This is a genomic window from Enterobacter sp. NFIX58, assembly GCF_900110475.1.
GTDB lineage: Bacteria > Pseudomonadota > Gammaproteobacteria > Enterobacterales > Enterobacteriaceae > Enterobacter > Enterobacter quasiroggenkampii.
This window is the reverse complement of record NZ_FODW01000006.1, coordinates 1-20,384: the sequence shown is the minus strand read 5'-3', so window position 1 is coordinate 20,384 and position 20,384 is coordinate 1. Positions and strand designations below refer to the sequence as shown.

The following is a 20,384-nucleotide window of genomic DNA, read 5'->3' as shown; positions in this document are numbered from 1 at the left end:
GGTTAATAATGTTATCTGGGCAAACACCCACCCGGCAATGGAACACGCGACGCAGCGAAAAAGCGCGTCGTCTGGCCTCCGTACCGGTGCAGGGCAAGGTACTGCCAACCGGCGATCTCGTCGCCATGCTGGAAAAACTGATCGCGCCAGGCGACAAGGTCGTGCTGGAAGGTAACAACCAGAAGCAGGCCGATTTCCTTTCCCGCTCGCTGGCCGAAGTGAACCCGCAGATCGTCCACGACCTGCATATGATCATGCCGAGCGTTGGCCGCAGCGAACATCTGGATATCTTTGAGAAAGGCATCGCCCGCAAGCTGGATTTCTCCTTCTCCGGGACGCAGAGCCTGCGCATCTCCCAGCTGCTGGAGGATGGTCAGCTCGAAATCGGCGCGATTCACACCTATATCGAACTCTACTCCCGTCTCTACGTCGACCTGTCGCCCAACGTGGCGCTGATTGCCGGCTTTAAAGCCGACCGCAAAGGCAACCTCTATACCGGGGCGAGCACCGAAGATACCCCGGCGCTGGTGGAAGCCGCCGCGTTCCATGACGGCATCGTCATCGCGCAGGTGAACGAGCTGGTGGATGACGAGTGTGACCTGCCGCGCGTGGACATTCCGGGCTCGTGGATTGACTTCGTGGTGGTGGCCGATAAGCCGTTCTTTATCGAACCGCTGTTTACCCGCGACCCGCGCCTGATTAAACAGGAACACATCCTGATGGCGATGATGGCCATCAAGGGTATTTATGCGGAACACCAGGTGCAGTCCCTGAACCACGGGATCGGCTTTAACACCGCGGCGATCGAGCTGCTGCTGCCTACCTACGGTGAACAGCTCGGGCTCAAAGGCAAAATCTGTAAACACTGGACGCTGAACCCGCATCCAACGCTGATCCCGGCCATTGAAAGCGGCTGGGTCGAGAGCGTGCACTGCTTCGGCGGCGAGCTGGGGATGGAAGAGTACATCCGCGCGCGTCCGGACGTCTTCTTTACCGGTGCCGACGGCTCCATGCGCTCCAACCGCGCGTTCTGCCAGCTGGCAGGTCAGTACGCGGTGGATATGTTTATCGGCTCAACCCTGCAGGTGGACGGCTACGCCAACTCCTCAACCGTGACCCGTGGTCGTCTGTCCGGCTTCGGCGGTGCGCCAAACATGGGTCACGACCCGCACGGTCGTCGCCACGCCACGCCAGCCTGGCTGAACATGATCACCGAACCTGACCCAATGCAGCGCGGCAAAAAACTCGTCGTGCAGATGGTGGAAACCTTCCAGGCGGGCGTGAAGCCGACCTTCGTGGAAAAACTCGATGCCGTTGACGTGGCGAAAGCCTCCGGTATGCCGCTGGCGCCGGTGATGATCTACGGCGATGACGTCACCCACGTGCTGACGGAAGAGGGGATTGCCTACCTCTATCGGGCGAAAGATCTGGAAGAGCGTCGCGCCATGGTCGCCGCCGTCGCGGGGATCACCGACATCGGTCTGGGCGTGGATGCCAAACGCGTGGCGGAGCTGCGTCAGAGCGGCAAGGTGCTCTATCCGGAAGATATGGGGATCCGCCGCACTGATGCCACCCGCTCTCTGCTGGCGGCAGGCAGCGTGTCTGATCTCGTGGAATGGTCCGGCGGTCTCTATAACCCACCTGCGAAATTCCGGAGCTGGTAATGAAACTTCTCCCCCAGATTCAGGTTGAAGGCGGTGCCGAATGGCTGGCGCGAACCGCCACGCAGTGTCTGATTGACGAAGCACGTTTAAGCCCGAAACCCGGTCTGGTGGACAGTCGGGGGAACGGCGCGCACCACGATTTATCCCTTGCGCTGATGGAGCGCTCCGCGCACAGCCTGACCTCCACGTTTCAGGCGCTGGCGCTGCAAAGCTGGCAGCGCCCGGCAGATATCGCACTTCGGCAAACCGTCGGGCGACTCGGTCGCGAAGGCGAGCAGCAGATGATGGTCGCAACCGGTGGCGTAAACACCCATCGCGGCGCGATTTGGGCGCTGGGGCTGCTGGTCAGCGCGGTGGCGATGCTCGGCGGTGATGCCAGGGCGCAAGACGTCGCCCGCACCGCCGCACAGCTGGCGAGACTGCCGGACGACGCGGCGCCGAAGGTGTTCAGTAAAGGCCTGCGCGCCACGCACCGTTACCGCGTGCCGGGCGCGCGTGAAGAAGCGCAGCAGGCGTTTCCGCACGTTATGCAGCGCGCGCTGCCGCAGCTTCGCCTGAGCCGCCTCAACGGTAGCAGTGAAACGCACGCCAGGCTCGACGCGCTGATGGCCATCATGACCTCACTCACCGACACCTGCGTGCTGTCACGTGCCGGAATGGAAGGGCTTGATGCCATGCAGGACGGCGCCCGTGCGGTGCTGAATGCCGGCGGCAGCGCAACGCCTGCGGGCCAGCAGGCGCTGGCGAGGTTAGATCGTCAGATGCTGGCGCTCAACGCCTCACCGGGCGGCGCTGCCGACCTGCTTGCCGCCACGCTGTTTCTCGACCGCGTCGAAACGCCAAATTCAAAGCATTAAGAGGATGTTATGGAAAAAATCACATTGACCGTGCCAGCCAGCCGCACGTTAAGCGGCAGGGCGCTGGCAGGGGTAGTCGGTTCCGGGGATATGGAGGTGCTTTTCACCGCCGAACCGGGCCAGACGTTAACCATTGATATCACCACCTCCGTGGACAACAGCCGGGGGCGCTGGGAGGCGCTGTTCAACCGTCTGCAAACCGTCAGCAGCCTGCCCGCAGGGAAGCTGACCATCCACGACTTCGGCGCGACGCCGGGCGTGGCGCGCATTCGCATCGAACAGGTTTTTGAGGGGGTGAGCCATGCGTGATGACAGCAGCTTTATCGAACTGAAAGCGCGCCAGCGCGCGCAGGCCCTGCTCGACGAGGGCAGCTACCGCGAACTGCTGGATCCGTTTGAAGGCATTATCTCTCCGTGGCTTGGGCCACAGGGCATTGTGCCGCAGGCGGACGACGGCATGGTGGTGGCGAAGGGCACCATCAACGGCAAGCCTGCCGTCGTCGTGGCGATTGAAGGCGCGTTCCAGGGCGGCAGCATGGGCGAAGTGTCCGGTGCCAAAATGGCGGCGGCGCTGGAGCTGGCGGCAGAAGATAACCGCAACGGCATTCCGACTCAGGCGGTGCTGTGTCTCGAAACCGGCGGCGTGCGTCTGCAGGAGGCGAACCTCGGCCTGGCGGCGATTGCCGATATTCACGCGGCGATTGTGGACCTGCGTCGCTTCACGCCGGTTATTGGCATTGTGGCCGGAACCGTGGGCTGCTTCGGCGGGATGTCCATCGCGGCGGCGCTCTGCAGCTACCTGATCGTGACCCGCGAAGCACGTCTTGGCCTCAACGGCCCGCAGGTTATCGAGCAGGAGGCGGGCATTGAGGAGTACGACTCCCGCGATCGTCCGTTTATCTGGAGCATGACCGGCGGTGAAGTGCGCTATCAAAGCGGTCTGGTGGATGCGCTCGTCGGCGACGGTATCAACGCGGTGAAACAGGCGATGAACGACGCGATTGCTAAAGGCGTTCCCGCGAAACATCGCACCGATAACTACGACGATTACCTGAACCGTCTGACGAATTTCGACACCCGCAAACAGGCTGATGCCGAACAGATTAACGCGCTTTTTGCCCGGGAGGTGAAATGATGAGTAACGCAATGAGCCGTGGCGAACGCTGGCTGGACATCCTCGCCCCGAACGCCAAACGTATCGAGGGGCTATGCCCGTCCGTGCAGGCGGCAGACGGCGAGCTGAACGGTGAAACGGTGCGCTTTGTCGCCGTGGTGCCGGATGCCAACAACCACTTCCCGCGCGCGGCGAAAGGAGAAGTGGGGCTGCTGGAAGGCTGGACCCTGGCGAAAGTGGTCAGCGAAACCGTAGCGGCTGATGCCGATAAAGCCGTGAAGCGCCCGATTGTGGCGGTGATCGACGTCCCAAGCCAGGCCTATGGCCGACGCGAAGAGGCGTTTGGTATTCATCAGGCGCTGGCCGGTGCGGCAGCAGCCTATGCGAATGCCCGCCTGGCCGGTCACCCGGTGATTGGGCTTATCGTCGGCAAGGCGATGTCCGGCGCGTTTCTGGCGCACGGCTACCAGGCCAACCGCCTGATCGCCTTTAACGACAAAGGCGTGCTGATCCACGCGATGGGCAAAGAGTCTGCGGCGCGCATCACGCTGCGTACCGTCGAGGCGCTGGAAAAACTGGCGGCGACCATTCCGCCCATGGCGTACGACATCAGCAACTACGCCACGCTGGGGCTGCTCTCTAACCTGCTGGATATCAGCAACCCGGATGCCCCCTCCGATAACGATCTGACGCTGGTGAAATCCACCCTGCAACAGGCCATCAGTGACGCTCGTCAGGACACCACGTTGAAAAACCGTCTGGGTGCTGACAATCGCCGCAGCTCGGCGCTCGTACGCGAACGTATGCGAGCCAGCTGGTAAGTAAAAAGAGACCTGCCAGATGCATCAACCCGTGGGCGCGTGACAGCGCCCACGCGGGAACCTGCATCCTGAAAATAATAATCATCGCGCCAGTGCTAAAACTTTTTTACTACAGGTGATTTATGACTTACGTAATTGTTCATGCTCTTGCACCGATTTTCGTCATCATGCTGCTGGGATTCTGGGCCGGCAAGGCAAAGATGGTCGATAACAAAAATGTTTCCCTGCTTAATATCTTCGTAATGGATTTTGCACTCCCTGCCGCGCTGTTCAGCGCCACCGTGCAAACCCCGTGGACCGGTATCGTTGCCCAGTCGCCGCTGATCCTGGTGCTGACGCTGGCGATGTGGATCACCTATGCGGTCATCTACTTCCTTGCCACCGGCGTCTTTAAGAAATCGCCACAGGATGCGGCCGTGCTGACGCTCACCGTCGCGTTGCCCAACTATGCAGCGCTGGGTCTGCCGATTCTGGGCAGCGTGCTGGGTGAAGGTTCCTCTACGTCGCTCTCCGTCGCGGTCTCCATCGCCTGCGGTTCGGTGCTGATGACCCCGTTCTGCCTGCTCATTCTGGAGCGTGAAAAAGCGCGCGCTGAAGGCAATAGCTCCGGCTCAACGCTCTCGATGCTGCCGGTGCTGATGTGGCGTTCCATTAAAAAACCGATCGTGATGGGCCCGCTGCTGGGCGTGATTTTGTCTGCCATCGGCATCAAAATGCCGGAGCTGGTGCTGGCGGCGATCAAACCGCTGGGACTGTCCGCGACCGCTGCGGCGCTGTTCCTGACCGGGGTGATCCTTTCTGCCCGTAAGCTGCAGATTAATACCATGGTAATCACCTCCACGATCGCTAAGCTGCTGATTCAGCCAGCCATTGCCTGGGGTATCGTCTTGATTTTTGGTCTGCACGGCTCCGTGGCGATCACCGCTATCCTGATGATTGCGCTGTCTGCGGGCTTCTTCGGCGTCGTGTTCGGTAACCGCTTTGGCGTGCAGTCGCCAGATGCAGAAGCCGTGCTGCTGTTAAGCTCCGTCCTGTGTATCCTGTCGCTGCCGCTGTTTATCACGCTGACTTCAGGAATGTAACCATGACTACCCCATTACGCCCGCACGACCTTATCTGGCTTACTGCCCGCGATGCGCTGGAAGGCATCACTGAATCCTGGGTGGAGGCCGCCTGGCATACCGGCCTGCCGGTGGTGGTGCGGCGTGATGTGGATAGCGAAGGCCGGATCCCCGTTGGCGTACGCGGTTTACGTCGCGACCAGCGGGCGGCCGGATGGGTGAAGCCCGAAAACGTGTTACGCGTGGTTTCACCGGAAGACCTGAGCGTTGCGGCCGAACTGCTGCGCTCGCCCTTTGTGACTCAGCCACCCGTTCAGGTGGCGCTTCAGCTTTCTCAGCAGGCGTGGCCGTGGACATGGGGCATTACCGGCAGTACCGGCTACGCGCTGGCGACCGGTATCCCGGTGATCCATGCCGACAGCGATCTCGATCTGCTTATCCGCGCTCCACTGCCAATCTCACCGGAAGCCCTGACGACGTGGCAGTCCCGGCTAAGCCGCGCGCTGTGTCGTGCCGATACGCAGGTAGATACGCCCGAGGGCGGTTTCGCGCTGGCGGAGTGGCTGCGCGACGGCAAAACGCTGCTTAAAACCCGCCGTGGACCGCGCCTGGTGGCGGATCCGTGGCGCAGGGAGGAGTGATGAAAATAGTGTTTACCTTTCCGGGGCAGGGCACGCAGCATGAAGGCATGCTGCAAAACCTGCCGGGAACGGAACTGGCTCAGGCGCGTGAGGTGCTTGGCGCCGAAGTGGATACGCTGGATAGCGCAGACGCGTTAACCCACACCCGCGCGGTTCAGCTTTGCCTGCTAATTGCAGGCGTGGCCTGGGCGCGCGAGCTGGAACGGCGCGGCGTGACGCCGGATATCGTCAGCGGGCTGTCCATCGGCGCTTATCCGGCGGCGGTCATCGCAGGCGCGCTGGACTTCACGGATGCGCTGAAGCTGGTGGCGCTGCGTGGCGATCTGATGGAGCAGGCGTATCCGCACGGCTACGGCCTGACGGCAATTATGGGGCTCACCCTGCCACAGGTGGAAGACCTTATCCAGGGCACCGGGACCTACATTGCCAACCTGAATGCCGAAACGCAGATCGTGATTGCCGGAGCCGATGAAGGAATGGCGGAGGCGGCGTCGCGCGCGCTGGCGAAAGGGGCGAGCAAGGCCAAACGGCTGGCGGTCAGCGTGCCGTCGCACTGCGAACTGCTGACAGCACCCGCGCAAAAGCTGGCAACGGCGTTTGAATCGGTCACGCTTTCACGCCCACGCTGCGCCTACCTGAGCGGCAGCACCGGGCGCGTGTTGTGGCAGCCGGAAAAGATCGCCGACGATCTGGCGATGAACATGGCGCGTACGGTGCGCTGGCAGGAGGCGATGATTTCAGCGAATGAACGCGAAGCCCGGCTGGCGATCGAGATGCCCCCCGGCGGCGTACTGACCTGCCTGACGCGTCAGGCGCCGTGGGAAGGAGAGACGATTTCACTGGAGCGCAGCGGGGTGGACGTGGCGGTACATCTGGCGAAGCGACTCCGTGCGTGATGGTTTAGCCCGGTGGCGGCTGCGCCTTACCGGGCCTACAACTGCACGAACGTAGGCCGGGTAAGACGCGACGCGTCGTCACCCGGCACGACCTCAGGCTCCGTCCTGCAAACTGCGGGCATACATCCGCCCTTCGGCGGCCAGCGCCCGCAGGCTTGGATCCTGCTCGCGGTTGCGGGCAAAGACGATGGCGATCAGCTGTTGCATCTGGTATGGCTCGGCAAGCTTCAGGAGCTGCACGGAATTCTCATAGACCTTTTTCATCCTGCCCGGCATCAGCGTAAAGCCCACTCCCGCCTGCACCAGACTGAGCATGGAGAAAATGTCATTCACACGGGTAACAATCTCCGGCTCGAACCCGGCGATATGAAACGCCTCCTGGAAGCCTGCATAGGTGGCGAACCCTTCCGCAAGAGAGACAAATTTCCGATCTTTATAGTCGCGCAAATCGGCCGGGCCGCGGGTATTGAGCGTCGCGGAGGCCGGTGCGGCAAGGAAAATATCGTCGTGGAACAGGGGGAGCACTTCGAGGCTGTTACGGTCGATATCGCTCTCGGAAATGGAGATAAGAATGGCGTCCAGCGAGCCTTCATCCAGCATGTGCAGCAGGGTTTCGTTGGAGCCCATCGTCAGATCCATTTCCAGATCCGGACGGCGTAGCTTCATGCCCATGATCAGGCGCGGCACGGTTTCCAGGGTGAGCGAGTAGAGCGTGCCCACGCGCAGCCGCCCCTGGCCGATCCCGGCAATTTTGCGCGACGCTTCCAGCCCGCGCTCCATCACCTGCATCACTTCCTGACAATATTCCAGCAAGGTCCAGGCGGAAGGGAGAGCAATCAGGTTACGCCCCTTGTGGGTAAAGAGCGGGCAGCGCACGTTCTCTTCCAGCGTGTGCAGCGCACGGTGAACGCTGACGCCGCTCAGGCCCAGAGTTTCGGCGGTACGCGCGATATTCCCCTTCTCCATAAAAGTCATGAAGATGCTGAGCTTGCGGAATGTAATCTCGCTCGTGTTATCGAAACTCATAGCCCTCCCGGTGGATCAGTCAGCCTGCAGCATCGCTTCCAGCTGTTCCTGCGCGTCCAGCCACGCCATCTCGCACTCTTCGAGGCTGGATTTGGTCTTCGCCTGGGTTTGCAGGCAGTCCGTCAGTTCGGCTTTACGGCTCTGGTCATACAGACCGCTGTCGCCGAGCTTCTCTTCAACGGTAGCAAGCGTGGCGTTGAGCTTTTCCATCTCTTTTTCGAGACGGGCAATCTCTTTACGCAGCGGCTGAGTCTGGGTGCGCAGCTCCGCTTCACGGCGCTTCTGGTCTTTACGTGCCTGCGCGCTGTTGGCGTTGTCTTTCGCCGACTCCTCCGGCTGGTTCTCCTGCTTCTGCACGTCCGTCAGCCACTGCTGGTAGTCTTCCAGATCGCCGTCGAACGGTTCAACTTTGCCATCGTGCACTAAGTAGAGATCGTCCGTGGTGGAGCGGATCAGGTGACGGTCGTGCGAAACCACCACCAGTGCGCCTTCGAACTCAATCAGCGCTTCGGTCAGCGCCTGACGCATATCGAGATCCAGGTGGTTGGTCGGTTCATCGAGCAGCAGCAGGTTCGGGCGCTGCCAGACGATCAGCGCCAGCACCAGACGGGCTTTTTCGCCGCCCGAGAAACGCTCGGTGTTTTCGGTGACCTTATCGCCCTGGAAGCCGAAGCCGCCGAGGTAGTCGCGCAGCTTCTGCTCCATCTCCTGCGGTGCCAGACGCGCGAGATGCTGAATCGGGGATTCATCCGCGCGTAAAAATTCCAGCTGATGCTGGGCGAAGTAACCCAGCTTGATGCCTTTCGCCAGGCCGATTTCACCCTTGACCGGGTTAAGCTCGCCCGCCAGCAGTTTGATCAGCGTCGATTTACCGGCACCGTTGCGTCCCAGCAAACCAATACGTGAACCCGGCACCAGGTTGAGCTTGATGGAGTTGAGAATAATGCGGTCGGCATAGCCAGCACTGACTTTTTCCATTTTCAGCAGCGGATTTGGCAGGCTTTCCGGGGCGCGGAAGCTGAAGTGGAACGGATTGTCGACGTGCGCCGGGGCGATCATCTCCATGCGCTCCAGCATCTTGATGCGGCTCTGGGCCTGCTTTGCTTTTGACGCTTTGGCCTTGAAGCGATCCACAAAGCTCTGCAGGTGCGCCACGCGCTGCTGCTGGCTTTCGTACATGGACTGCTGCTGGGCAAGACGCGTCGCGCGCTGGCGCTCGAAGGAGCTGTAGTTGCCGGTGTACTCGAACATCGTTTGCTGTTCGATATGAATGATTTTATCCACCACCGGGTCGAGGAAGTCTCGGTCGTGGGAGATCAGAATCAGAGTGCCCTGATAGCTCTTGAGCCACTTCTCCAGCCAAATAACCGCATCGAGATCGAGGTGGTTAGTCGGTTCATCGAGCAGCAGCAGGTCAGAGCGGCAGATCAGCGCCTGCGCCAGGTTGAGGCGCATGCGCCAGCCACCGGAGAAGTCGCTGACCGGGCGTCCCAGCTGTTCATTGCTGAAGCCCAGGCCGTGAAGCAGGCTGGAGGCGCGGGAGCGAATGGTCCACGCGTCAATGGCGTCCAGCTTGCCGTGAACGGTGGCGATGGCGTGGCCGTCGTTGCGCTCGTTAGCGGCGTTAAGTTCCGACTCGAGCTTGCGGTATTCCCGGTCGCCGTCGATAACATAGTCGAGTGCCGGTTCGCTCAGGGCTGGCGTCTCCTGGTTCACCCAGGCGAGCTGCCAGTTCCCCGGGAAGGTGAAGTTACCGCCATCCGCGCTAATCTCGTTTTTCAGCAACGCCAGCAGCGTGGATTTACCACAGCCGTTTTTGCCGACCAGACCCACTTTTTGGCCTGGGTTGATGGTAGCAGTGGCGTTATCCAGCAGGACGCGCACGCCGCGACGAATTTGTAACGAGGAGAAAACAATCATAGAAGCGCCGTATGTTCCGACTATGTTAATTTGTCATTATGATAATGTAAGGTGTGGGCCATTTTCCGCACCGGGCCGCCATGGTAGCCCAAAACAACAACGATACACAAAAACAGAAACAAGACCGGGAGGGGAATGATGTCTCAGACAGCAAAAGTGCTGCTGCTGTATGCCCATCCGGAATCTCAGGACTCGGTGGCAAACCGGGTGCTGCTTAAGCCGGCCACACAGCTCAGTAACGTGACGGTGCACGATCTCTACGCGCACTATCCTGATTTCTTTATTGATATTCCTTACGAGCAGGAACTGCTGCGTCAGCATGACGTGATTGTGTTCCAGCATCCGCTTTATACCTACAGCTGTCCGGCGCTGCTCAAAGAGTGGCTGGACCGCGTGCTGAGCCGGGGCTTCTCCAGCGGGGTAGGGGGCAACCAGCTGGCGGGAAAGTACTGGCGTAGCGTGATTACGACCGGTGAACCCGAAAGCGCTTACCGCCACGACGGGCTGAACCGCTATCCGATGAGCGACATTCTGCGGCCTTTCGAGCTGACGGCGGCAATGTGCCGTATGCACTGGATGAGCCCGATCATTGTCTACTGGGCCCGACGTCAGGATCCGAAAGAACTGGCCAGCCACGCCAGAGCCTATGGTGAATGGCTGGCGTCACCGATTCCGGCAGGAGGTCGTTAATGGAAGGATCGAATTTGCTCCTCGCCGGGGTGCTGTTTTTATTTGCGGCCGTCGTCGCGGTGCCGCTTGCTGCGCGTATTGGTATCGGTGCAGTACTGGGGTATCTGCTGGCGGGGATCGCGATTGGCCCCTGGGGACTGGGATTCATCAGCGATGTAGATGAAATTCTTCACTTCTCCGAACTGGGCGTGGTGTTCCTGATGTTCATCATCGGCCTTGAGCTCAACCCTTCTAAATTGTGGCAGCTTCGACGCTCCATCTTTGGCGTGGGTGCCGCGCAGGTGGTGTTCAGCGCCGCGATTCTGGGTGGCCTGTTAATGCTGACGAATTTCTCCTGGCAGGCGGCGGTGATCGGCGGGATAGGCCTTGCGATGTCGTCGACAGCGATGGCCCTGCAGCTGATGCGCGACAAGGGGATGAACCGCAACGAAGCCGGTCAGCTGGGTTTTTCGGTGCTGCTGTTCCAGGATTTGGCGGTCATCCCGGCGCTGGCGCTGGTGCCGCTGCTGGCGGGCTCCGGCGACGACCACTTCGACTGGGCTAAAATCGCGATGAAGGTGCTGGCCTTCGCGGGGATGCTGATTGGCGGACGTTTCCTGTTACGTCCGGTGTTCCGCTTTATTGCCGCGTCCGGCGTGCGCGAGGTGTTTACCGCCGCGACGCTGCTGCTGGTGCTGGGGTCGGCATTGTTTATGGACGCGCTGGGGCTGTCGATGGCGCTCGGGACCTTTATCGCCGGGGTGCTGCTGGCGGAAAGTGAATACCGGCACGAGCTGGAAATTGCCATCGATCCCTTTAAAGGGCTGCTGTTAGGCCTGTTCTTTATTTCGGTGGGGATGGCGCTCAACCTTGGCGTGCTTTATACCCATCTGCTGTGGGTTGTGGTGAGCGTGGCCATCCTGGTGGCGGTGAAAACGCTGGTGCTGTACGTCATGGCGCGCATTTACGGCTTGCGCAGTTCGGAACGCATGCAGTTTGCCAGCGTGTTAAGCCAGGGAGGCGAGTTCGCGTTTGTGCTGTTCTCTACCGCCTCGTCCCAGAAGCTGTTTAAAGACGATCAGATGGCGCTTTTGCTGGTGACGGTCACGCTGTCAATGATGACCACGCCGCTGTTGATGAAGCTAGTGGATAAACTGCTGTCGCGCCGCCTGAACCCGACAGACGATGAAGACGAAGCGCCGTGGGTGGAGGATGATAAGCCCCAGGTGATCGTGGTGGGCTTTGGCCGCTTTGGACAGGTGATCGGGCGTTTGCTGATGGCGAACAAAATGCGCATTACGGTGCTGGAGCGGGATATCAGCGCGGTGAACCTGATGCGCAAATACGGCTACAAGGTTTACTACGGCGATGCGACCCAGCTCGAGCTACTGCGCTCGGCGGGGGCAGAGGCGGCAGAGTCCATCGTCATTACCTGTAACGACCCGGAAGACACGATGAAGCTGGTGGATCTCTGCCAGCAGCATTTCCCGCATCTGCATATTCTGGCGCGTGCGCGGGGACGTGTTGAAGCTCACGAATTATTGCAGGCGGGTGTGAAACACTTCTCCCGTGAGACGTTCTCCAGTGCGCTGGAGCTAGGGCGCAAGGCGCTGATCTCGCTTGGCATGCATCCGCATCAGGCGCAGCGTGCCCAGATGCACTTCCGCCGGCTGGATATGCGGATGCTGCGCGAGCTGATGCCGGTACATACCGATACGGCGCAGATCTCCCGCGTGCGGGAAGCGCGTCGCGAGCTGGAGGAGATCTTCCAGCGCGAGATGCAGCAGGAACGACGCCAGCTCGATGGCTGGGATGAATTTGAATAAAGGGTAACGAAAGATGGCTGTACGTAAACGCTTTATCGCGGGTGCAAAATGCCCGACCTGCCAGGCGCAAGATACCCTGGCGATGTGGCGGGAAAATAATATTGATGTTGTTGAGTGTGTTAAGTGCGGTCACCAGATGCGTGAGGCCGACAAAGAGGCCCGCGATCACGTTCGCAAAGAAGAGCAAGTTATCGGGATTTTTCATCCGGACTAGCGATATGCCCTGAGTTTTTTTAAGCTAAAGGGTACACAGGTGCAGATTTCCGCTACAATCTGCGCCAGCAATTTTCCCACGCTCAGGAGATATCATGAAAGTAGCAAAAGACCTGGTGGTCAGCCTGGCCTATCAGGTACGTACAGAAGACGGTGTGTTGGTTGATGAGTCTCCGGTGAGTGCGCCGCTTGACTACCTGCATGGTCACGGTTCCCTGATTTCCGGCCTGGAAAACGCGCTGGAAGGTCATGAAGTTGGCGACAAATTTGACGTTGCTGTAGGCGCGAACGACGCTTACGGTCAGTATGACGACAACCTGGTTCAGCGCGTTCCTAAAGACGTGTTCATGGGCGTTGACGAACTGCAGGTTGGCATGCGCTTCCTGGCAGAAACCGACCAGGGCCCGGTTCCAGTTGAAATCACCGAAGTGGAAGATGACCACGTCGTGGTTGACGGCAACCACATGCTGGCTGGCCAGAACCTGAAGTTCAACGTAGAAGTTGTTGCGATCCGTGAAGCGACCGAAGAAGAGCTGGCTCATGGCCACGTTCACGGTGCGCACGGTCACGACCATGACCACGATCACGGCCACGATGGCTGCTGCGGTGGTCACGGCCACGACCATGGTCATGACCACGGCCACGGTAAAGGTGGTTGCGGTAACGGCGGCTGCGGCTGCCACTAATTCCGTCATGCGGAAAATAAAAAAGCGGGATAATCCCGCTTTTTTTACGCCTCAATAATGAGGAGGTGGCGTCTCTTCCGACTGAGAGGCAATGTTCGACGGCTGCGTAGCCTTCAGCTTTTCCGTCAGCAGGCGCATATGATCCCGCAGTTTCGCCATTTCGAGCTCATGTGCGGTCACGGTCTGGTTTAGCTCTTCGATGGTGATGTCCTGAAAAGCCAGGCGGCTTTCCAACTCAGCCATTCTCGCTTCTATCGTTGTATCCTTCATCATTCACCTCGTTTATTTCAGATTCGCCATAATGGCCCAGCGGCGGCGCAGTTTAACTGAGTTTATCCTTAAGTACAGTTCGCATCCCTCTGGCAAGAAACTTATTTAAACAAAAATAGTCTGAAAAGTGGCGAGAATTGGACGTGTCTGTCTGTAGATTTCTTCTGCAACGTTTTATAGTACGTCACTCATTTACGTTTAACGCTGGGGTGAGAGTCCCCAGGCCCTGGAGATATGGATGAAATCACTGTTTAAAGTAACGCTGCTGGCGACGACGATGGCTGTTGCGCTGAACGCGCCGCTGTCATTCGCTGCTGATACTGCTGCGAAGCCTGCTGCCACTGCAGACAGCAAAGCGGCGTTCAAAAATGACGACCAGAAATCCGCCTACGCACTGGGCGCATCTCTGGGTCGTTACATGGAAAACTCTCTGAAAGAACAAGAGAAACTGGGCATCAAACTGGATAAAGCTCAGCTGATCGCGGGCGTTCAGGACGCATTTGCCGATAAGAGCAAGCTGTCTGACCAGGAAATTGAACAGACTCTGCAGGCGTTCGAAGCGCGTGTGAAGGGCGCCGCGCAGACCAAGATGGACGCGGACGCTAAAGACAACGAAGCGAAAGGCAAAGCCTACCGCGATGCCTTTGCTAAAGAGAAGGGTGTGAAAACCTCTTCGACTGGCCTGGTGTACAAAGTTGAGAAAGAAGGCACCGGCGATGCGCCTAAAGACAGCGACACCGTTGTCGTGAACTACAAAGGTACGCTGATCGACGGTAAAGAGTTTGATAACTCTTACACCCGTGGCGAGCCACTCTCCTTCCGTCTGGATGGTGTGATCCCGGGCTGGACTGAAGGCCTGAAAAACATCAAGAAAGGCGGCAAGATCAAGATGGTAATCCCACCGGATCTGGCCTATGGCAAAACCGGCGTTCCAGGTATCCCTGCCAACTCTACCCTGGTCTTTGACGTAGAGCTGCTAGACATCAAACCGGCACCGAAAGCGGATGCCAAGGCAGACGCACCGGCTGACGATAAAGCCGCTGCCGCTAAGAAGTAATGCTGAAAAAAAACCGCCGCCTTTAAGGCGGCGGTTTTTTATTGTGGGGCAGATATAATTAACACTGGAAAGCGTTAGGCACGCTGTATTAATTTAGTTGTCCGTGTAGATAATGAGCCTGCCCTGAAAACCTAACGACAGGCTCCTGAAAAGGAGTGTTTTTTTCATGTCCAGGTCGCTTTTAACCAACGAAACCAGTGAACTTGATTTACTGGATCAACGTCCTTTCGATCAGACCGACTTCGATATTCTAAAATCCTATGAAGCGGTAGTGGACGGGTTAGCGATGCTCATTGGCTCCCACTGCGAAATCGTATTGCACTCCCTGCAAGATCTGAAGTGTTCCGCCATCCGCATTGCGAATGGTGAGCATACTGGCCGTAAAATTGGTTCGCCAATTACCGACCTTGCATTGCGTATGTTGCATGACATGACCGGCGCGGACAGCAGCGTCTCCAAATGCTATTTCACCCGCGCCAAAAGCGGCGTGCTGATGAAATCTGAAACCATCGCGATTCGAAACCGCGAGCATCGCGTGATTGGGCTGCTGTGCATCAACATGAACCTTGATGTGCCATTCTCGCAGATCATGAGCACCTTTGTTCCACCCGAAACACCGGATGTTGGCTCTTCTGTTAACTTTGCCTCTTCCGTCGAAGATCTTGTGACGCAGACGCTGGAGTTCACCATTGAAGAGGTGAATGCCGACCGCAACGTCTCAAACAACGCCAAGAATCGTCAGATCGTGCTCAATCTCTATGAAAAAGGGATTTTTGATATTAAAGACGCCATCAACCAGGTGGCCGATCGTCTGAACATCTCCAAGCACACGGTCTATCTCTATATTCGCCAGTTCAAAAGCGGTGATTTTCTGGGACAAGACAAGTAATGCGTTTTGCGTTAATGGTGACAGGCCCGGCGTACGGGACTCAGCAGGCCAGCAGCGCGCTGCAGTTTGCGCATGCGCTGCTGGCAGCCGGACATGAGCTGGCGAGCGTCTTCTTCTATCGGGAAGGGGTGTATAACGCGAACCAGTTTACGTCACCGGCGAGCGATGAGTTTGACGTGGTGCGCGGCTGGCAGGCACTAAACGAAAAGCAGGGCGTAGAACTGCATATCTGCGTCGCGGCGGCACTGCGCCGCGGCGTGACAGATGCAACCGAAGCCGCGCGTCTTGGTCTATCGGGTTCTAACCTGCAGCCCGGTTTTTCGTTAAGTGGCCTGGGCGCGCTGGCACAGGCGGCGTTAACCTGCGACAGAGTGGTGCAATTCTGATGAAGCGCGTGGCATTTGTTTTTACGTCTGCGCCGCACGGTAGCGCTTCAGGCCGAGAAGGGCTGGATGCGTTACTTGCGACGTCCGCGCTGACCGAAGATATTGGCGTCTTCTTTTTGGGGGACGGGGTGTTTCAGCTTCTGGCGGATCAGCAGCCACAGGCCATTCTGGCGCGGGATTACATCGCGACCTTCAAAGTGCTGCCGCTGTACGACATTGAAACCCTGTATGTCTGCGCCGATTCGCTGGCCGCTCGCGGTTTGGATGATAAGACGCCTTTCGTGCTGGATGTGACCGTCGTGTCTTCTGCGGCATTGCGCGAACACCTTTCCCACTACGACACCGTTCTGACTTTCTGAGGCTGCCATGCTCCATACTCTGAGCCATTCACCATGGCAATGTGACATCGACGCGTTACTGAGTATGCTGCGCGACGGTGATGATCTGCTGCTGATTCAGGACGGCGTGCTTGCCGCACTTGAAGGCAGTCGTTTCGTTGAAATTCTCACGAATGCCCCCATAACAGTCTCTGCGCTGAAAGACGATCTGGATGCGCGGGGTCTTTCTGGTCAAATTTCAGCCAAAATTGACGTGGTTGGCTATACTGATTTCGTCAATCTTACTGTGACGCACGCCAGTCAAATGAACTGGTGATTTGAGATCGCTGTATATTTCTTGACACCTTTTCGACGTAGCCCTAAAATTTCGCGTCCTCATATTGTATGAGGTCGTTTTATTACGTGTTTACGAAGCAAAAGCTAAAACCAGGAGCTATTTAATGGCAACAGTTAACCAGCTGGTACGCAAACCACGTGCACGCAAAGTTGCGAAAAGCAACGTGCCTGCGCTGGAAGCCTGCCCGCAGAAACGTGGTGTATGTACTCGTGTATATACCACCACTCCTAAAAAACCAAACTCCGCACTGCGTAAAGTATGCCGTGTGCGTTTGACTAACGGTTTCGAAGTGACTTCCTACATCGGTGGTGAAGGTCACAACCTGCAGGAGCACTCCGTGATCCTGATCCGTGGCGGTCGTGTTAAAGACCTTCCGGGTGTTCGTTACCACACCGTTCGTGGTGCGCTGGACTGCTCAGGTGTTAAAGACCGTAAGCAGGCTCGCTCCAAGTACGGCGTGAAGCGTCCTAAGGCTTAATGGTTCTCCGTTAAGTAAGGCCAAACTGATTTATCTTAATGTCACACTAAACTCTTTGAGTTTTGGACAATCCTGAATTAACAACGGAGTATTCCCATGCCACGTCGTCGCGTCATTGGTCAGCGTAAAATTCTTCCAGATCCGAAATTCGGATCAGAACTGCTGGCAAAATTTGTCAATATCCTGATGGTAGATGGTAAAAAATCTACTGCAGAAGCAATCGTATACAGCGCGCTTGAGACCCTGGCTCAGCGTTCTGGTAAAAATGAACTGGAAGCTTTCGAAGTCGCTCTCGACAACGTTCGCCCAACTGTAGAAGTTAAGTCCCGCCGCGTTGGTGGTTCTACTTATCAGGTTCCAGTTGAAGTTCGTCCGGTTCGTCGTAATGCCCTGGCAATGCGTTGGATCGTTGAAGCTGCTCGTAAACGCGGTGATAAATCCATGGCTCTGCGTCTGGCGAACGAACTTTCTGATGCTGCAGACAACAAAGGTACTGCAGTTAAGAAACGTGAAGACGTTCACCGTATGGCAGAAGCCAACAAGGCGTTCGCACACTACCGTTGGTAATCCCTTCGGAGTCTTAGTCACCAGGCGGGCGCTTCAGAGAAGCCGCCCGCTCTGGGTAACTTAACTGAACGCCTAAAGATATAAACGAGGAATCAAATGGCTCGTACAACACCCATCGCACGCTACCGTAACATCGGTATCAGTGCGCACATCGACGCCGGTAAAACCACTACTACCGAACGTATTCTGTTCTACACCGGTGTAAACCACAAAATCGGTGAAGTTCATGACGGCGCAGCCACCATGGACTGGATGGAACAGGAGCAGGAGCGTGGTATCACTATCACCTCCGCAGCGACTACTGCATTCTGGTCAGGTATGGCTAAGCAGTACGAACCGCATCGCGTAAACATCATCGACACCCCAGGGCACGTTGACTTCACCATCGAAGTAGAACGTTCCATGCGTGTTCTTGACGGCGCGGTAATGGTTTATTGCGCAGTTGGTGGTGTTCAGCCACAGTCTGAAACCGTATGGCGTCAGGCGAACAAATATAAAGTTCCACGCATCGCGTTCGTTAACAAAATGGACCGTATGGGTGCTAACTTCCTGAAAGTTGTTGGTCAGATCAAAACCCGTCTGGGCGCGAACCCTGTTCCGCTGCAGCTGGCAATTGGTGCTGAAGAAGGCTTCACCGGCGTTATCGACCTAGTGAAAATGAAAGCCATCAACTGGAACGATGCAGACCAGGGCGTTACCTTCGAATACGAAGATATCCCAGCTGCAATGCAGGACCTGGCTGACGAATGGCACCAGAACCTGATCGAATCCGCTGCTGAAGCTTCTGAAGAGCTGATGGAGAAATACCTGGGTGGTGAAGAACTGACTGAAGAAGAGATCAAAAAAGCTCTGCGTCAGCGCGTTCTGAACAACGAAATCATCCTGGTAACCTGTGGTTCTGCGTTCAAGAACAAAGGTGTTCAGGCGATGCTGGATGCGGTAGTTGACTACCTGCCATCCCCAGTTGACGTTCCTGCGATCAACGGCATCCTGGACGACGGTAAAGATACCCCGGCTGAGCGTCACGCAAGCGACGAAGAGCCATTCTCTGCACTGGCGTTCAAAATTGCTACCGACCCATTCGTGGGTAACCTGACCTTCTTCCGCGTTTACTCTGGTGTGGTTAACTCCGGTGACACCATCCTGAACTCCGTGAAAGCGGCGCGTGAGCGTTTTGGCCGTATCGTACAGATGCACGCTAACAAACGTGAAGAGATCAAAGAAGTTCGTGCGGGCGACATCGCTGCAGCTATCGGTCTGAAAGACGTGACCACTGGTGACACCCTGTGTGACCCGGATCACCCGATCATTCTGGAGCGTATGGAATTCCCAGAGCCGGTAATCTCCATCGCAGTTGAACCAAAAACCAAAGCTGACCAGGAAAAAATGGGTCTGGCTCTGGGCCGTCTGGCGAAAGAAGACCCATCATTCCGCGTATGGACTGATGAAGAATCTAACCAGACCATCATCGCTGGTATGGGTGAACTGCACCTGGACATCATCGTTGACCGTATGAAGCGTGAATTCAACGTTGAAGCGAACGTGGGTAAACCTCAGGTTGCTTACCGCGAAGCGATTCGCGCGAAAGTTACCGACATTGAAGGTAAACACGCTAAGCAGTCTGGTGGTCGCGGTCAGTACGGTCACGTTGTGATCGACATGTACCCACTGGAGCCGGGCTCTAACCCGAAAGGTTACGAGTTCATCAACGACATCAAAGGTGGTGTAATTCCTGGCGAATACATCCCAGCCGTTGATAAAGGCATTCAGGAACAGCTGAAAGCGGGCCCTCTGGCTGGCTATCCGGTTGTTGACATGGGTGTTCGTCTGCACTTCGGTTCTTACCACGACGTTGACTCCTCTGAACTGGCGTTTAAACTGGCTGCGTCTATTGCCTTTAAAGAAGGCTTTAAGAAAGCAAAACCAGTTCTGCTTGAGCCAATCATGAAGGTTGAAGTAGAAACTCCTGAAGAGAACACCGGTGACGTTATCGGTGACTTGAGCCGTCGTCGCGGTATGCTGCGTGGTCAGGAATCCGAAGTAACTGGCGTTAAGATCCACGCTGAAGTTCCGCTGTCTGAAATGTTCGGATATGCAACTCAGCTGCGTTCTCTGACCAAAGGTCGTGCATCATACACCATGGAATTCCTGAAGTATGATGATGCGCCTAACAACGTTGCTCAGGCCGTTATTGAAGCCCGTGGTAAGTAATCCACAGGATTAAAACCTAAGTCCCGTGCTCTCTCCACAGGGGAGAGCACTATAGTAAGGAATATAGCCGTGTCTAAAGAAAAATTTGAACGTACAAAACCGCACGTCAACGTTGGTACTATCGGCCACGTTGACCATGGTAAAACTACCCTGACTGCTGCAATCACTACCGTTCTGGCTAAAACCTACGGTGGTTCTGCTCGTGCATTCGACCAGATCGATAACGCACCAGAAGAAAAAGCTCGTGGTATCACCATCAACACTTCTCACGTTGAGTATGACACCCCGACTCGCCACTACGCACACGTAGACTGCCCAGGCCACGCCGACTATGTTAAAAACATGATCACCGGTGCTGCGCAGATGGACGGCGCGATCCTGGTTGTTGCTGCGACTGACGGCCCAATGCCTCAGACTCGTGAGCACATCCTGCTGGGTCGTCAGGTAGGCGTTCCTT

The 20,384-nt window shown here is 57.2% G+C and carries 24 protein-coding genes; 21 read left to right on the top strand and 3 right to left on the bottom strand.

Annotated features, from left to right (window positions below):
• Positions 1-8 precede the first annotated feature (8 nt).
• The 8 genes from mdcA (at position 9) to mdcH (ending at position 7,054) form a co-directional block, all read left to right on the top strand.
• On the top strand, positions 9-1,664 hold the full coding sequence (gene mdcA / locus BMW97_RS20075; RefSeq protein ID WP_021242210.1) for a malonate decarboxylase subunit alpha: 1,656 nt from the start codon (positions 9-11) through the stop codon (positions 1,662-1,664).
• Complete coding sequence (locus BMW97_RS20070) at positions 1,664-2,521, top strand: triphosphoribosyl-dephospho-CoA synthase (protein ID WP_045909320.1); 858 nt, start codon at positions 1,664-1,666, stop codon at positions 2,519-2,521. The genes mdcA and BMW97_RS20070 overlap by 1 nt, the downstream gene beginning before the upstream one ends.
• A gap of 9 nt (positions 2,522-2,530) precedes the next feature.
• A complete protein-coding gene (gene mdcC, locus BMW97_RS20065) occupies positions 2,531-2,830 on the top strand; it encodes a malonate decarboxylase acyl carrier protein (RefSeq protein WP_023294711.1) in 300 nt (99 codons plus the stop codon).
• Complete coding sequence (locus tag BMW97_RS20060) at positions 2,823-3,656, top strand: biotin-independent malonate decarboxylase subunit beta (protein WP_045909319.1); 834 nt, start codon at positions 2,823-2,825, stop codon at positions 3,654-3,656. The genes mdcC and BMW97_RS20060 overlap by 8 nt, the downstream gene beginning before the upstream one ends.
• Positions 3,656-4,456 carry a biotin-independent malonate decarboxylase subunit gamma gene (gene mdcE / locus BMW97_RS20055; protein WP_045909318.1) on the top strand — a complete coding sequence of 267 codons (801 nt, stop codon included), beginning with the start codon at positions 3,656-3,658 and terminating at the stop codon, positions 4,454-4,456. Before BMW97_RS20060 ends, mdcE begins: the two co-directional genes overlap by 1 nt.
• 122 nt (positions 4,457-4,578) lie before the next feature.
• Complete coding sequence (locus tag BMW97_RS20050; protein WP_045909317.1) at positions 4,579-5,538, top strand: AEC family transporter; 960 nt, start codon at positions 4,579-4,581, stop codon at positions 5,536-5,538.
• Between the two features lie 2 nt (positions 5,539-5,540).
• Positions 5,541-6,158: a malonate decarboxylase holo-ACP synthase gene (locus BMW97_RS20045; RefSeq protein WP_045909316.1), complete on the top strand. Its 618-nt coding sequence runs from the start codon at positions 5,541-5,543 to the stop codon at positions 6,156-6,158.
• Positions 6,158-7,054 (top strand): malonate decarboxylase subunit epsilon, encoded by an 897-nt coding sequence (gene mdcH / locus BMW97_RS20040; RefSeq protein WP_045909315.1) that lies wholly within the window; start codon positions 6,158-6,160, stop codon positions 7,052-7,054. Before BMW97_RS20045 ends, mdcH begins: the two co-directional genes overlap by 1 nt.
• Positions 7,055-7,147: 93 nt before the next feature.
• Here the strand turns inward: mdcH and BMW97_RS20035 are convergent, their stop codons facing one another.
• Together BMW97_RS20035 and BMW97_RS20030 are read right to left on the bottom strand one after the other, a co-directional pair.
• Entirely contained in the window at positions 7,148-8,080 is a 933-nt protein-coding gene (locus BMW97_RS20035) for a LysR family transcriptional regulator (RefSeq protein ID WP_045909314.1), read from the bottom strand.
• Between the two features lie 15 nt (positions 8,081-8,095).
• On the bottom strand, positions 8,096-10,000 hold the full coding sequence (locus BMW97_RS20030; RefSeq protein WP_045909313.1) for an ABC transporter ATP-binding protein: 1,905 nt from the start codon (positions 9,998-10,000) through the stop codon (positions 8,096-8,098).
• 135 nt (positions 10,001-10,135) lie between these two features.
• On the opposite strand from BMW97_RS20030, the gene kefG reads away from it, so the two are divergent.
• The 4 genes from kefG to slyD all read left to right on the top strand — a co-directional run bounded on the left by kefG (position 10,136) and on the right by slyD (position 13,394).
• Positions 10,136-10,690 carry a glutathione-regulated potassium-efflux system ancillary protein KefG gene (kefG, locus tag BMW97_RS20020; protein ID WP_021242220.1) on the top strand — a complete coding sequence of 185 codons (555 nt, stop codon included), beginning with the start codon at positions 10,136-10,138 and terminating at the stop codon, positions 10,688-10,690.
• Positions 10,690-12,495 carry a glutathione-regulated potassium-efflux system protein KefB gene (kefB, locus tag BMW97_RS20015; protein WP_045909312.1) on the top strand — a complete coding sequence of 602 codons (1,806 nt, stop codon included), beginning with the start codon at positions 10,690-10,692 and terminating at the stop codon, positions 12,493-12,495. The genes kefG and kefB overlap by 1 nt, the downstream gene beginning before the upstream one ends.
• A gap of 13 nt (positions 12,496-12,508) precedes the next feature.
• Positions 12,509-12,709, top strand: a complete 201-nt coding sequence (locus BMW97_RS20010; protein WP_010436300.1) for a YheV family putative zinc ribbon protein — start codon at positions 12,509-12,511, stop codon at positions 12,707-12,709.
• 94 nt (positions 12,710-12,803) lie between these two features.
• Complete coding sequence (gene slyD / locus BMW97_RS20005) at positions 12,804-13,394, top strand: peptidylprolyl isomerase (RefSeq protein ID WP_008503010.1); 591 nt, start codon at positions 12,804-12,806, stop codon at positions 13,392-13,394.
• Positions 13,395-13,445: 51 nt separating this feature from the next.
• On the opposite strand, the gene BMW97_RS20000 is transcribed toward slyD, so the two are convergent.
• Entirely contained in the window at positions 13,446-13,664 is a 219-nt protein-coding gene (locus BMW97_RS20000) for a protein SlyX (protein ID WP_008503009.1), read from the bottom strand.
• Positions 13,665-13,902: 238 nt separating this feature from the next.
• On the opposite strand from BMW97_RS20000, the gene fkpA reads away from it, so the two are divergent.
• From fkpA to BMW97_RS19955, 9 genes are all read left to right on the top strand, one after another.
• Entirely contained in the window at positions 13,903-14,721 is an 819-nt protein-coding gene (fkpA, locus tag BMW97_RS19995) for an FKBP-type peptidyl-prolyl cis-trans isomerase (RefSeq protein WP_008503008.1), read from the top strand.
• 166 nt (positions 14,722-14,887) lie between these two features.
• Positions 14,888-15,610: a helix-turn-helix transcriptional regulator gene (locus BMW97_RS19990; protein ID WP_045330517.1), complete on the top strand. Its 723-nt coding sequence runs from the start codon at positions 14,888-14,890 to the stop codon at positions 15,608-15,610.
• Positions 15,610-15,996: a sulfurtransferase complex subunit TusD gene (gene tusD / locus BMW97_RS19985; protein ID WP_023294706.1), complete on the top strand. Its 387-nt coding sequence runs from the start codon at positions 15,610-15,612 to the stop codon at positions 15,994-15,996. The genes BMW97_RS19990 and tusD overlap by 1 nt, the downstream gene beginning before the upstream one ends.
• Positions 15,996-16,355, top strand: coding sequence for a sulfurtransferase complex subunit TusC (gene tusC / locus BMW97_RS19980; RefSeq protein ID WP_045909311.1), 360 nt, complete (start codon positions 15,996-15,998; stop codon positions 16,353-16,355). The genes tusD and tusC overlap by 1 nt, the downstream gene beginning before the upstream one ends.
• A gap of 7 nt (positions 16,356-16,362) precedes the next feature.
• Complete coding sequence (tusB, locus tag BMW97_RS19975; protein WP_045909310.1) at positions 16,363-16,650, top strand: sulfurtransferase complex subunit TusB; 288 nt, start codon at positions 16,363-16,365, stop codon at positions 16,648-16,650.
• Positions 16,651-16,774: 124 nt separating this feature from the next.
• Positions 16,775-17,149: a 30S ribosomal protein S12 gene (gene rpsL, locus BMW97_RS19970; protein WP_000246815.1), complete on the top strand. Its 375-nt coding sequence runs from the start codon at positions 16,775-16,777 to the stop codon at positions 17,147-17,149.
• Between the two features lie 96 nt (positions 17,150-17,245).
• Positions 17,246-17,716, top strand: coding sequence for a 30S ribosomal protein S7 (rpsG, locus tag BMW97_RS19965; protein ID WP_004106370.1), 471 nt, complete (start codon positions 17,246-17,248; stop codon positions 17,714-17,716).
• Between the two features lie 96 nt (positions 17,717-17,812).
• Positions 17,813-19,927 carry an elongation factor G gene (gene fusA, locus BMW97_RS19960; RefSeq protein WP_008503004.1) on the top strand — a complete coding sequence of 705 codons (2,115 nt, stop codon included), beginning with the start codon at positions 17,813-17,815 and terminating at the stop codon, positions 19,925-19,927.
• A 69-nt stretch (positions 19,928-19,996) separates the two neighbouring features.
• Positions 19,997-20,384 (top strand): GTP-binding protein (locus BMW97_RS19955; protein ID WP_004167392.1); only part of this gene is annotated, 388 nt, incomplete at its 3' end.